Here is a 12,823-nt window from a genome sequence, read left to right as displayed (position 1 = left end):
ATAACAAAGGGATAAAAGGGCTTGATTGTTTTGGACTATCATTATAAAATATAACCGAAAAATGAAAGAGGTATTAAAAATGTCTGAAAAACAAATGAAAATTTTAGGATGGGTTGCAACCTTTATGTCCGTAATGATGTATGTGTCCTATTTTCCACAAATCATGAACAACCTAGCGGGACAAAAAGGGAATTTTATCCAACCGCTCGTCGCAGCAATCAACTGTAGCCTTTGGGTCTACTACGGCTTGTTCAAAAAAGAAAGAGATATTCCGCTTGCAGCAGCAAATGCACCGGGAATCATTTTTGGACTAGTGACGGCTATCACGGCTTTGATTTAAGAGGAATAAGAGGAGACTGGTTTTCAGTCTTCTTTTTTGTTTCAGGAGAGGCTAATTGCCTTTTTCTTAAAAGATGATTTTTTTAAAGCACCAGACTCTGAAAATCTGTCGGATTAAATGAAATAGTAGAATAGTATCAGTATTTCACAGTTTTTCATAAGAAAAGGTTTACAGAATGAGCTATAATATAAGTAAATAAACAAGCAAATAAGAAAGCGGGTAGAATTATGACTAAAAAACTGACTTTTCCGGATGGTTTCTTGTGGGGCGGAGCGACAGCTGCCAACCAGTGTGAGGGCGCTTATGATGCGGATGGTCGCGGGCTGGCTAATGTAGATGTGGTGCCGATTGGTGAGGATCGTTTGGCTATCATCACAGGTAAGAAAAAGATGTTTGACTTTGAGGAAGGCTATTTCTACCCAGCCAAGGAAGCTATTGATATGTACCATCGCTTTAAGGAGGACATTGCCCTCTTTGGTGAGATGGGTTTTAAGAGCTATCGGCTGTCCGTTGCTTGGAGCCGCATTTTTCCTAAGGGGGATGAGCTGGAGCCTAATGAAGCTGGCCTGAAATTTTACGAAGACCTCTTTAAGGAATGCCATAAGTACGGCATTGAGCCCTTGGTGACTATTACTCACTTTGACTGTCCCATGCACTTAATTGAGCAATATGGTGGTTGGCGGAGCCGTAAGATGCTAGAATTTTACGAACGTCTCTGCCGCACTCTCTTTACCCGCTACAAGGGCTTAGTCAAGTACTGGCTGACCTTCAATGAAATTAACATGATCCTCCATGCACCATTTATGGGGGCGGGGCTCTGCTTTGAAGAAGGCGAAAATGAGGAGCAGGTTAAATACCAAGCGGCCCATCATGAGCTGGTCGCGTCAGCCATTGCCACCAAACTGGCTCATGAGATTGATCCGGAAAATAAGGTTGGCTGTATGCTGGCGGCGGGGCAAAATTATCCTAACACCTGTCATCCACGCGATGTGTGGGTTGGTATGGAGGAAGACAGGAAAAACTATTTCTTCATCGACGTGCAGGCGCGTGGCGAATATCCTAACTATGCTAAGAAAGCTTGGGAGCGCGAAGGTATCACTGTCGAAATGACAGAAGAAGACCTGCAGCTGCTCAAGGAGCATACGGTGGACTTCATTTCCTTCTCATATTACTCTAGCCGGGTGGCTTCGGGTGACCCTAAGGTCAATGAACTGACGGAGGGTAATATCTTTACTTCTCTCAAGAACCCTTATTTGGAAGCTTCTGAGTGGGGCTGGCAGATTGATCCGCTGGGCTTGCGCATTACGCTAAATACCATCTGGGATCGCTATCAAAAGCCTATGTTTATCGTGGAAAACGGTCTGGGTGCAGTGGATACTCCAGATGAAAATGGCTATGTGGCTGATGATTATCGGATTGACTATCTGGCGGCTCATGTCAAGGCCATGCGGGAAGCTATCAATGAAGATGGTGTAGTTCTGTGGGGCTACACGACCTGGGGCTGTATCGACCTAGTATCAGCCGGCACTGGCGAGATGAAGAAGCGCTATGGCTTTATCTACGTGGACCGAGACAATGAAGGCAGGGGAACACTCAAACGCTCCAAGAAGAAATCCTTTGACTGGTACAAGGAAGTTATCGCTACTAACGGAGCATCTGTCAAATAACATCAAGGAGGCTGGGACAAAAGTCCTAGCCTCTCAATTGTCTTTGGATTGTCGAGCAAGACGCAGTGGTTGAGTGGGCTCTACTACGCTGATTTCATCAGCTTTTACGGCCCTACTCAACTGTGCGGAGGTGGGACGACGAAATCGAATTCTAACCAATTACCGATTTCTGTCCCACTCTCTTTCTTTTGCATCGTTTATATTTGATTGACTTGCTGGCTCATCCTTGCTACACTAGTTTTATCAAGCTATTGGAGAATGATGATGGCCAATCTTTTATTAATTGAAGACAACAATGATATTCATGAGATTTTGGAAAATCTCTTTACGCAGGAGCATGTCGTGTTTTCAGCTTATTCTGGGACCGAGGGACTGCGGATTTTTGCGGAAGAAGAGATTCATCTAGTCCTGCTGGATATTATGCTGCCGGGAAAAAATGGCGACGAGGTGCTGAGGGAAATTCGCAAGACCAGTCAGGTGCCAGTAGTCATGCTGACCGCCCTGGGCGAAAAGAGTCTCGTGAGCCAGTATCTGCTGGACGGTGCCAATGATTATATTGTCAAGCCTTTTAATCTAGACGAAGTGGCGGCGCGTGTCACTGTCCAACTACGAGGTAGTCAGAAGTCTCAGTCCAAGCCTGCTGGGGAGACCTTGATCAAAAACATCCGCCTCCTGCCAGATACCTTTGAAATTGCTTCTGGTGACCAGTCCATGCGGCTAGGGAAAAAGGAATTTCAGATCTTCCAGACCTTGCTGGCTCATCCTAAAAAGATTTTTACTAAGGAGGAGCTGTATGAGTCGGTCTGGGAGGAGACCTATCTGCCAGGCGATAATACGCTCAATGCCCATCTCAGTAACCTCCGTAAGAAATTAGCCCAGTTGGATAGTTCGACAGACTATATCGAGACCATTTGGGGTCTGGGCGTGCGGCTCAAGGAGGATTAGCTATGTGGTTGATTATAGCCTTTGTGCTCATACTCTTCTTGTCAATCATGCTGGTTCGCTATCATCTGACGATTCGTAGTCTGACCAGCCAGATCCGTGACAAACGTCGTACAGGGAGTCAGATTCGGCTGACTTTGAGAGATCAATCTCCGAGCCTAGTGGCTCTGACTGACGAGGTGGAGCAGCTTTTTCAGGAAATGGATAAGATGTCCTTTGTGACCCAGCAGGAAAAGAAAACCTTGGACATGGCCATCAGCAATATTGCCCACGATATTCGAACGCCACTGACCATTGCTAGTGGATATACCCAACAGCTACTCAAAGACGCTGATAAGGAGCAGATGGATCAACAGCTGCAAAAGATTGCGGATAATCTGGGTATGGTATCCAGACGCTTGGAGGCTCTGATGGAATACCGTCGCTTGATGGAAGGAGCCATTCGACCGAAGTTGCAGCGAGTAGATCTATTTCAGCTGGTCACCCAGCAACTCTTTGCCTACTATGATGCCTTTCAGCGAGCAGGGATTGATTTAGATGTGGATCTGTCTGAAAATCTGCTTCTGGAAACGGACAGTGATATCTTTGATCGAATCATCCAGAACATGCTCAGCAATGTCCTCAAACACGGTCGAGAAGCAGCCAGCATCAGTCTGAAAAATGAAGGGCAAAAGGTTATTTTCCAAGTCAAAAATAAGGTTCAGAAGCCTATTTTGCATTTGGATAAACTAACTAATCGCTTCTATTCTGAAAATCTCTCCAGCAGTGAGGAATCCTCTGGACTGGGTCTTTATATCACCCAGCAGCTGGTCGAAATCTTGGGTGGTGATTTGACCATTCAAGCAGAGGGAGATTGGTTTGAATTGATTGTGGCTTTATAAAAAAGAATCAGCTAGTCAGAAGATTAGCTGATTGTTTGGTTTTAGAGATCTTTTTTCTTGAAAATGAGAAGGCTGTTGCCTAGGAAGAAGACTGCTATGGCAATCGCTACTAAACTAGCTTGCAAAACAACAGCAGGATCCGCAGCCATCTCTATTCCAAATCGTAAGGTTAAATAGCGGAACAACTCTATATGGGGATAGAGTAAGACTGGAAAGGCAAGCAGAGCGCTTCCGATAAAATAGGTAACAAAGACCGCAGCAATGGAATGGCTGAGATAGAGGACGAAGGACACGATGCCAATCCAAGCGATGGTCACAATGAGTTGGACGAGAATGGTTACTAAAAATTGGCCAAAGAAACCTGCTGGAGCTGTTCCAATTCCGTTGATAGAGCTAGCGATGATGAAGGATAGCCCTAGCAAGAGGATGAATTGGAAGATGGCAACAACAAAGGAGACCAAAGTTTTAGAGAAGAAGAACTCTGTCCGTGAAATGCCGTGAGCGAGACTGTTTTTATAAAGCTTTCTAGACAAGTCCACACCTAATAAGAGGCAGACGACAATAAGAGTGAAAAATATAATACTGTCAGAATTTCCAGAGAAATGGGCAAGGGCATTGATACCCGTCATTTTGTCTGGTACTTGCTGAGCGACATCCTGACTATCCGTTGAGATGGATGTTCCAAATCTGCTTGTAACCTTATAGATGACTCCGAGCAGAATATTGGCTAGCAAAACGAACTCAGTAATCCAAAAGCCCTTGGAGTGGAAGAGACGGTAAAAGTCAGCGCGAATGGTTTGAATCATGATAGACCTCCCTGGTTTTGATCAACTAAATCTGTAAAGAAATTTTCGAGATTTTGTCGTGCATAGTAGATTTCTTGAATGACTAATTCAGCTGTGGCTAGCTCTTTTACGATATTGTTGATATTGTGCGAGTGAGTAAAGACATGGATCTCATTGAGAGCATTGACCACCTTGATGCGGTAGCCTAATTGGTCTTGGAGTAGCCGGCTGGCTTCCTCCAAATGATCCGTTTTCAAGACGATATAATCTTCGCTTTGCTCTTCAAATTCAGCCTTGGAAATTTCCTTGATCATATGACCATGGTCGATGATGCCAAAGCGCGTAGCTACCAGGTAGAGCTCGGATAGGATATGACTGGAAATAACAAAGGTCATGCCTAGCTCTTCATTGAGCTTTTGGACAAGCTGGCGGAATTCCTTGATGCCGACGGGATCTAGTCCGTTGATAGGCTCATCTAAAATCATCAGATCTGGCTTGGATAGTAGGGCGATAGCAATGCCTAAACGTTGCTTCATTCCGAGGGAGAAGTCACGAAATTTCTTTTTGCCAGTGTCCGTCAGGTCTACATAGTTGAGCGTTTCTTGGATGGCCTTCTCGGCATTAGGAATCTGACGGAGTTTGCAGTAGTAGCTGAGATTTTCGTAGGCGGTCAAGTGGTTGTGGGCAACGGGCGTTTCAATGACCGAGCCGACCCGCTTGAGGGCTTGTGTCCATTCGGCCTGATTGCTGGAACCAAAGAGAGACACGGTTCCGTTGCTGGCATGCATCAGCTGGGTCATGATTTTGATCAGAGTGGTTTTACCAGCTCCGTTTTTACCGATGAGACCGTAGATATCTCCTTTTTTGATGGTCAGATTGACATCGCTCAGAGCCTGCTGCTGGCCGAACTTTTTGCTGACCCCTTGTAAAACTAATATATTTTCCATGGTTTTACTTCTCCTTTTTGATTTATCTTTGGAAATCCTTTCCTCACTATCCAGTATATCGGACACTTATTAAGTATTCATCAAGCAATTCTAAAATATTTCTAAAATCTTGAAATAGAAATGATAATTCGTGTTTAAGCGGACTGAGGCCTATAGAAAAAGAGGCTGGGACAGAAATCGGGAATTCGTTAGAATTCGATTTCGTCGTCCCACCTTCGCACAGTTGAGTAGGGCTGTAAAAGCTAATGAAATCAGCGTAGTAGAGCCTACTCAACCACTGCATCTTGCTCGACAATCCAAAGACAATTGAGAGGCTAGGACTTTTGTCCCAGCCTCAATCATCTATTTCCAATTCATAAAGGCCTCGCAGTGCGTTGCAGGCGTAGATTTTTTCTGCTGATTTTAAGTCGTCTAGGCTGAGGATTTTTTCTGTAGTCTGACCTGTTTCCAAGAGATGCTGGCGGTAGATACCGTTCAAAAGGCCTAGCTCGACTGGTGGCGTATAGAGGTGGCCGTCTAATTGGAGAACTAGGTTGCCGATGGAGCTTTCTAGTAGCTGCCCTTGGGCATTGTAGTAAATTTGCTCTTGCTGGTCTAGGCTTAGGTGTGGTCGATAGCTGGTTTTAAAGTAGGTGAAAGGCTGTTGTAAGTTAGCATTTTGTGGGACGAGAATGGCCTTGCAGAAAGCTTCTGGGAGTGCTTGCAGCTTTTCTAGCTGGCAGGTCACTTTTCCAGATTTGGCGATGGAGATCCGCAGGCGGTAGTCCGTACTTGGATCTAGTTCTGCTAGGGTTCGGTTCAATTCTGCCTTCAGTTTTTCCTCATCAAATGGATAAGCAAAGTAACGGGCAGCTTCCCGTAGACGCTTCAGATGTTGGTCTTGGAAGGTCAGGCGACCTTGCTCAATCTTTCCTGTCGTAATCAGGTCAAACTGCGGATTTTTTCTATAAAGAACAGCGGATTTTTGCTGGGTTTCGATGTACTCGGATTCCCATGTGCTATCCCAAGTGATGCCACCGCCAACACCGTAAATCGCCTTGCCAGCAGCAAGCTGAATGGTGCGGATGGCCACATTGAAAATCCGTCTTTGGTCTGGTAGGCAGATACCAACCGTACCGCAGTAGACACCGCGGGCGGCTTTTTCTGTTGCCTTGATGATAGCCATGGTCGAAATCTTTGGAGCGCCTGTGATAGAGCCGCAAGGAAAGAGAGCATCAAAAATTTCTCCGAGGCCAATCTCGGGCCGCAGTTGGCTCTTGATAGTGGAGGTCATTTGCCAGACAGTGGAATACTGCTCGACCTGACACAGCTGCTCGACTCGCTCGCTGCCAATCTCTGAAATGCGGTTCATGTCGTTGCGCAGCAAGTCAACGATCATCATATTTTCCGCTCGGTTTTTAGGATCCTGACGCAGCCAGTCCGCCTGTTCCAAGTCAGCAGCGACTGTCAGACCGCGATTGGTAGTGCCCTTCATCGGCCGTGTTGTCAGCTCACCTCGGTGCTCCTTGAAAAAGAGCTCAGGACTGATGGATAAGACTGTTTGATTATCGTGCTCTACATAGGCATTGTAGGCGGCGTTTTGCTCAACGACCAGACGATTGTAAATAGCCCAGCTGTCCTGTGGATTAAGCTCTGCGCCTAGCTGCACCGTGTAGTTGACCTGATAGGTATCGCCCTGACGGATATGATGGTGAATGGTTCCGATGGCCTTTTCATACTCTTGCTCAGTCGTCAGGCTCTGCCATTGCGCCGGCATTTCGACCTCGTCGTAAGCCAAAGGGAATGGGACTGCATCAGCTCTGTCATGAATGGTAAAGTAAATCAGGTACTCGCCCAGCAGAGGGGCTTTGTGGACCTGGAGTTTTTCCTCAAAAGCAGGAGCGGCTTCGTAGCTGACATAGCCAACTGCATAAAATCCCTTTTTCTGCCAGTCTTCGACCTCTTGCAGAATCTCTCTGACTTCGGCCAACTCGCGTGTTTTGAGCTCTTTGACGGGCTGGCTGAAAATCAAGCGCCGACCCAGTTCTTTAAAATCAATAATCGTTTTCTTGTGCATGAGTTTATTGTATCATAAGATAATTTGAATGAAAACGGATTTATCGGATGAGACACTCATTCTTTTGTAATAGTTGACAGATTAGAGAGTGGCTCGGTATACTATTGTAAAAAAGAAAGAGTGAGATGCTTATGAAATCAAACAAATTGCTGTGGATAAATGGAATTGTTGGCATCTTAGGAGGCCTTCTGATCATTTACGCTTCTTTAAATAGATGGCACTGGGAAATTATTTATTCGGTTCCCACACTGGTTGAAAACCCTGGCTGGGGTGATAGGGTTGTATTGACCAGCTGGCTGCTTTTGGGACTTTCTATAGTTGGAATGTATCACTATAGCAACGACCCAAGGGTCAATAAGACGAGTCATGAGCTTCTATTCTGCGGATCCGTCATGGGCTTCATTCCTTTTCTAGCTATATTTGCAGGCCTTCTATCCATAGGAGCTGGGGTTCTCTATCTTCAAGATTTTTAAAAATTTAAGAGTGATGGCAAAGTTGACTGACCCATGTTTCCTCCTGCTCGAAAGGCCTTGAAAATTATGATAAAATAAGGAAATGACAAAACTATAAAGGAAGTCTTATGAAAAAAATCAGTGAATCCTATAAACTCATCGTCTTTGCGGCGCTTGCTCTGGCTCTGGTTCTCTATATCGGGAACATCTGGTCGGGCCTGCAAAGCCTGACGTCAGTATTTTCACCCATTATCTTGGGTGGAGTCCTAGCCTTTATTTTTAACGTTCCGATGAAAAAGCTGGAGGACCTCCTAGACAAATGCCGAGTCCCTCAGAAGTTGCAGCGCGGTTTGGCCTTGGTCTTGGAGGTGCTGATTTTAGCTCTCATCATGACGGGGATTGTTTCTATCGTCGTACCGACCCTGACCACAGCTGTCAATCAGCTGAGCGCAACCATCGGAAAGGTAGCGCCTCAGCTAGCCAAGTGGCTGCAGCAGTCTGGCTTGCTTTCCTCTAGCCAGCTGCAAGATTTGACCAAGCAACTGCAGAACAGCGGCATTGTCAACAGGGCCATCTCTCTTCTGGGCAGCCTGACAGGCAATATCTCTGCTATTTTTGGTAATTTCTTCTCTGTCATCATGTCCATCTTTCTTATGTTTGCCTTCTTGAGCAGCAAGGAGCATTTGCAGACAATCACTAGCCGTCTCTTGCAAGTCCTGCTTCCTGGAAAGGCTGTGAAACGCCTATCCTATGTCGGTTCTGTCCTTGTTGAGACCTATGATAAGTTCCTGATGGGGCAGATGATTGAGGCAGTTATTGTCGGTGTTTTAGTCTTCATCGCCTACTCTCTGACAGGCCTACCATATGCAGCCCTGACAGGGGTTTTGGCTGGAGTGCTCTCTTTCATTCCCTACATCGGGCCCTTCTCAGCTTGTGCCCTGGGAGCTATCTTTATCTTTACCGACAGCCCTTGGAAAGCCCTCCTTTCTATCGCAGTCTTTCAGCTGGTGCAGCTGATTGAGGGCAATATCATCTATCCGCGTGTGGTCGGCCAGTCCGTTGGTCTCCCAACTCTCTTTACCCTAGCCGCAGCCCTGATTGGGGGTAACCTCTTTGGCTTGGTCGGCATGATTTTCTTTACGCCTATCTTCGCAGTTATCTACCGCTTGGTCAGAGAGTTTGTTGTGGAGAAGGAGGAGAGGAATGAAAGTGGGAAAGTTGCCTAATTACATAGACGATAAATTTGCAAAAATAGGAGCTTAATTATGAAATGGAGTAAAACGAAGAGCCTTATTACACTGCTAGTATTAGCAGGTTTATCTTTGGTATCTTGGACTCTCTACCTCTACTGCAATAAACAATATTACGGACAATTCCATAAGTATACGGGTAAAGCAAAGATTGATGATTATGAAATGATTGCGGATGGTGCAGGTGCCATTGTCCATTGGGTTTCAACAACCCCAGAAGAAGATAAAAAGATGGCTGAGTTCGGTAGTTATGCTTCTTACAAAATTGACCAAAGCAGCTCTCACTATATTCTGCGGCAGAACGTTAAACTGAAAGAGCTCCCCTTTCGTTTGATGGAAAGACCATCTGAAGGTGCCTATTGGACTCTTAGTGTCTATCATATCAATGACAAAAAACTTAAAGAAGAAAAGGAAATAGACCTCTACAAAGTTGTAGAGACTTACAATTCTAATTATTTACCAGCAGAGTTGGGGGGAATCTACACTTGGCAAGGTCAAGACTATTTATGGATACAAATACGAGATTTAGAGAATCCTCAGGAAACAAGGCCGCTTTTCCTTAATCTAAAGAGTAAAAAAATGGAGGAAATTGAGATTTTAGCTAAAGATTACGTGAGAAAACCTTTTATAAAGCAAGCGACTGATTGGGACCAAAAAGCAAGTGGCATTTATACCACTACTCCTGGTGGAGAAGTTTGGGTAGATAAATCCGTTTTAGGCCAGACTCAATTTGATAGTAGTTCGAAGGCTTACAAGCTTCTAGAAAAAAAAGGAACAACAGTGTATTTATTACACTCGCAGAACAGTGCAGAAGGTTTTAGTAGGGAGGCAGCTGTCTACAGTCTACTTATGCCGGATACTGTGAATGTATATGAAGCTGTGACCATTCCTCCAGAGGTGTCTGTCGACAGTCAGGAGCATATCGTCAACTCTAAAGAAGAGTTTGACAAATACTATGATATTGAAAAGGCTAGAAAGCTGTATCATGAAATAGAATAAGCAAGACAAGATATTATGGGAACCAACGAGACTTTATTCTCGTTGGTTTTTCTTTTTCCAAGGTCATAATTTCTACCTATAGCAAACAATAATTTTGTTCAATAGCAGTTGAAAAATAAGGTTTTCTGACCTAGAAGATGGCAAGGATATAGTTTTAAACTATATCAAACTCTGTGAAATTCCAATTATACAGAGGGCGGATTTTCTGTTAAGATAGTTTCAACAACAATTTTTGGAGGACGTTTATGTCAACGACTATCATTGGTTTTCCTCGTTTGGGTGAATTCCGCGAATTAAAATTTACAACTGAAAAATACTTTAGAAATGAAATCTCAGCAGACGAACTTTTGGCAGCAGCGAAAGACTTGCGTGCGAAGCACTGGAACATTGTCAAAGAAAAGGGCATCACTGAAATCCCATCAAATGACTTTTCTCACTATGACAACTTCCTAGATGCGGCTTTCCTTTTCAACGTGGTGCCTGCTTCTGTTCAAAACTTGGACTTGACTGACCTTGAGCGCTACTTTGCCTTGGCGCGTGGTTATCAAGGAGAAAAAGGGGACGTTCGTGCCCTTCCGATGAAGAAGTGGTTCAACACCAACTACCACTACATCGTTCCTAAGTTTGAAAAAGACACTCAAGTTAAACTTGCAGGTCACAAGATTTTTGATGAGTTCCAAGAAGCAAAAGAACTTGGATTGAACACTCGTCCTGTTCTTGTAGGGCCATTTACTTTCCTTCAATTGTCAGACTTTGAAGACGGCGTGAAAGCAGAAGACTTCGTAGACAGCTTTGTAGCTGCTTACCAAGAAGTCTTTGCTAAATTGGCGGAACTTGGTGCGACTCGTATCCAACTCGACGAAGCTGCTCTGGTCAAAGACTTGACAGCTGAAGAAAAAGCTCTCTTCTTGAACATTTACAACAAACTTTTAGCTGATAAAAAAGGCCTTGAAGTCTTGCTTCAAACTTACTTTGGGGACGTTCGTGACGTCTACGCTGACCTTGTCAACTTGCCAGTAGATGCGATCGGTTTAGACTTCGTTGAAGGTAAGAAAACTCTTGAGCTTGTTAAAGGTGGCTTCCCAGCTGACAAGACTCTTTATGCGGGTATTGTCAATGGTAAGAACATCTGGCGCAACAACTACGAAAAGAGCTTGGCTGTTCTTGAGCAAATCCCAGCTGAAAACATCGTATTGACAAGCTCATGCTCACTTCTTCATGTGCCATTTACAACAGCTAACGAAGAATTTGAGCCAGCTATCTTGAACCACTTTGCTTTTGCAGTTGAAAAATTGGAAGAACTTCGTGACTTGGATGCTATCCGTAATGGTCAAGGCGCAGAAGCACTTGCAGCTAACAAAGAACTCTTTGCGACTGAACGTGTTGGTGAAAATGCGGAACTTCGTGCGCGTATCGCTGGATTGACAGACGCAGACTACACTCGTTTGCCAGCCTTCGCAGAACGCGAAGCCATCCAAGAAGAAGCCTTTAAACTTCCAGCTCTTCCAACAACAACAATTGGTTCATTCCCTCAAACTAAGGAAGTTCGTGCCAAACGTTTGGCCTTCCGTAAGGGTGAGTTGTCAGCAGAAGACTATGACAAATTCTTGGCAGAGCAAATTGACGAATGGATCAAATGGCAAGAAGAAGTTGGATTTGACGTGCTTGTACACGGTGAGTTCGAGCGTAACGACATGGTTGAGTACTTCGGTCAAAACTTGTCAGGTTACCTCTTCTCTAAGAATGGTTGGGTACAATCATACGGTATGCGTGGGGTGAAACCACCAATCATCTGGGGTGATGTCACTCGTCTCAACCCAATCACTGTCAAATGGTCTAGCTACGCACAAAGCCGTACTGACAAACCTGTTAAGGGTATGTTGACTGGACCGGTTACCATCCTCAACTGGTCATTCCCACGTGAAGACATCTCTATCAAGGACTCAACTCTTCAAATCGCTCTTGCGATCAAGGATGAAGTTCTTGACCTTGAAGCTGCAGGCGTGAAGATTATCCAAATCGACGAGGCTGCTCTTCGTGAAAAATTGCCACTCCGTCGTAGCGACTGGTACGAAGACTACCTTGACTGGGCAATCCCAGCCTTCCGCTTGGTACACTCAACAGTAGCGCCAGATACGCAAATCCACACTCACATGTGTTACTCAGAATTTACAGATATCATCCCAGCGATCGATAACATGGATGCGGACGTTATTTCCTTTGAAGCAAGTCGTTCAAACCTTGAAATCTTGGACGAACTCAAAGCGAAAAACTTCCAAACAGAAGTGGGACCTGGGGTTTACGATATCCACTCTCCTCGTGTGCCAAATGAAGGCGAAATCGACCACACGATCGATGCTATTCTTGCCAAAGTACCAAGCAAGAAAGTTTGGATCAACCCTGATTGTGGTTTGAAAACACGTGGTATCCCAGAAACAAAAGAAAGCTTGATCCGCCTTGTCGAAGCAGCCAAGGCAGCTAGACAAAAACTGAATTAATATTAT

The 12,823-nt window shown here is 44.9% G+C and carries 11 protein-coding genes; 8 read left to right on the top strand and 3 right to left on the bottom strand.

Going from position 1 to position 12,823, the window contains the following annotated elements; translation table 11 throughout:
• The first annotated feature begins 79 nt into the window (after positions 1-79).
• From FZ954_RS10240 to FZ954_RS10220, 4 genes are all read left to right on the top strand, one after another.
• Complete coding sequence (locus tag FZ954_RS10240) at positions 80-340, top strand: SemiSWEET family transporter (protein ID WP_001291471.1); 261 nt, start codon at positions 80-82, stop codon at positions 338-340.
• A gap of 227 nt (positions 341-567) precedes the next feature.
• Positions 568-2,007, top strand: a complete 1,440-nt coding sequence (locus FZ954_RS10235) for a 6-phospho-beta-glucosidase (RefSeq protein ID WP_148878300.1) — start codon at positions 568-570, stop codon at positions 2,005-2,007.
• Positions 2,008-2,271: 264 nt separating this feature from the next.
• Positions 2,272-2,952: a response regulator transcription factor gene (locus tag FZ954_RS10225; protein ID WP_148878299.1), complete on the top strand. Its 681-nt coding sequence runs from the start codon at positions 2,272-2,274 to the stop codon at positions 2,950-2,952.
• Between the two features lie 2 nt (positions 2,953-2,954).
• Positions 2,955-3,830 (top strand): sensor histidine kinase KdpD, encoded by an 876-nt coding sequence (locus FZ954_RS10220; RefSeq protein ID WP_148878298.1) that lies wholly within the window; start codon positions 2,955-2,957, stop codon positions 3,828-3,830.
• Positions 3,831-3,871: 41 nt separating this feature from the next.
• Here the strand turns inward: FZ954_RS10220 and FZ954_RS10215 are convergent, their stop codons facing one another.
• The 3 genes from FZ954_RS10215 to pabB all read right to left on the bottom strand — a co-directional run bounded on the left by FZ954_RS10215 (position 3,872) and on the right by pabB (position 7,618).
• On the bottom strand, positions 3,872-4,636 hold the full coding sequence (locus FZ954_RS10215; protein ID WP_148878297.1) for a lantibiotic ABC transporter permease: 765 nt from the start codon (positions 4,634-4,636) through the stop codon (positions 3,872-3,874).
• Positions 4,633-5,562: an ABC transporter ATP-binding protein gene (locus FZ954_RS10210; protein WP_148878296.1), complete on the bottom strand. Its 930-nt coding sequence runs from the start codon at positions 5,560-5,562 to the stop codon at positions 4,633-4,635. Before FZ954_RS10210 ends, FZ954_RS10215 begins: the two co-directional genes overlap by 4 nt.
• A gap of 334 nt (positions 5,563-5,896) precedes the next feature.
• Entirely contained in the window at positions 5,897-7,618 is a 1,722-nt protein-coding gene (gene pabB / locus FZ954_RS10205) for an aminodeoxychorismate synthase component I (protein ID WP_148878295.1), read from the bottom strand.
• Between the two features lie 131 nt (positions 7,619-7,749).
• Between pabB and FZ954_RS10200 the strand changes: the two genes are divergently transcribed.
• From FZ954_RS10200 to metE, 4 genes are all read left to right on the top strand, one after another.
• Positions 7,750-8,091: an insulin activator factor gene (locus tag FZ954_RS10200; protein WP_187423366.1), complete on the top strand. Its 342-nt coding sequence runs from the start codon at positions 7,750-7,752 to the stop codon at positions 8,089-8,091.
• 107 nt (positions 8,092-8,198) lie between these two features.
• The gene (locus tag FZ954_RS10195; RefSeq protein WP_148878293.1) at positions 8,199-9,296 is read left to right on the top strand and encodes an AI-2E family transporter; all 1,098 of its coding nucleotides are present in this window, start codon (positions 8,199-8,201) and stop codon (positions 9,294-9,296) included.
• A gap of 39 nt (positions 9,297-9,335) precedes the next feature.
• On the top strand, positions 9,336-10,319 hold the full coding sequence (locus FZ954_RS10190) for a hypothetical protein (RefSeq protein WP_148878292.1): 984 nt from the start codon (positions 9,336-9,338) through the stop codon (positions 10,317-10,319).
• Positions 10,320-10,564: 245 nt separating this feature from the next.
• Positions 10,565-12,817 carry a 5-methyltetrahydropteroyltriglutamate--homocysteine S-methyltransferase gene (gene metE, locus FZ954_RS10185; protein ID WP_148878291.1) on the top strand — a complete coding sequence of 751 codons (2,253 nt, stop codon included), beginning with the start codon at positions 10,565-10,567 and terminating at the stop codon, positions 12,815-12,817.
• Positions 12,818-12,823: the final 6 nt, after the last annotated feature.

Origin of the sequence: Streptococcus sp. Marseille-P7375 (assembly GCF_902460365.1) — a bacterium.
GTDB lineage: Bacteria > Bacillota > Bacilli > Lactobacillales > Streptococcaceae > Streptococcus > Streptococcus cristatus_I.
The sequence above is the reverse complement of the archived record's forward strand: the minus strand, read 5'-3'. Positions and strand labels throughout refer to the sequence as shown.

Bases quoted from the DNA above. Each gene is read 5' to 3' on its own strand.
- FZ954_RS10240 (WP_001291471.1), top strand. From the start codon at position 80: ATGTCTGAAAAACAAATGAAAATTTTAGGATGGGTTGCAACCTTTATG.
- FZ954_RS10235 (WP_148878300.1), top strand. From the start codon at position 568: ATGACTAAAAAACTGACTTTTCCGGATGGTTTCTTGTGGGGCGGAGCG.
- FZ954_RS10225 (WP_148878299.1), top strand. From the start codon at position 2,272: ATGGCCAATCTTTTATTAATTGAAGACAACAATGATATTCATGAGATT.
- FZ954_RS10220 (WP_148878298.1), top strand. From the start codon at position 2,955: ATGTGGTTGATTATAGCCTTTGTGCTCATACTCTTCTTGTCAATCATG.
- FZ954_RS10215 (WP_148878297.1), bottom strand. From the start codon at position 4,636: ATGATTCAAACCATTCGCGCTGACTTTTACCGTCTCTTCCACTCCAAG.
- FZ954_RS10210 (WP_148878296.1), bottom strand. From the start codon at position 5,562: ATGGAAAATATATTAGTTTTACAAGGGGTCAGCAAAAAGTTCGGCCAG.
- pabB (WP_148878295.1), bottom strand. From the start codon at position 7,618: ATGCACAAGAAAACGATTATTGATTTTAAAGAACTGGGTCGGCGCTTG.
- FZ954_RS10200 (WP_187423366.1), top strand. From the start codon at position 7,750: ATGAAATCAAACAAATTGCTGTGGATAAATGGAATTGTTGGCATCTTA.
- FZ954_RS10195 (WP_148878293.1), top strand. From the start codon at position 8,199: ATGAAAAAAATCAGTGAATCCTATAAACTCATCGTCTTTGCGGCGCTT.
- FZ954_RS10190 (WP_148878292.1), top strand. From the start codon at position 9,336: ATGAAATGGAGTAAAACGAAGAGCCTTATTACACTGCTAGTATTAGCA.
- metE (WP_148878291.1), top strand. From the start codon at position 10,565: ATGTCAACGACTATCATTGGTTTTCCTCGTTTGGGTGAATTCCGCGAA.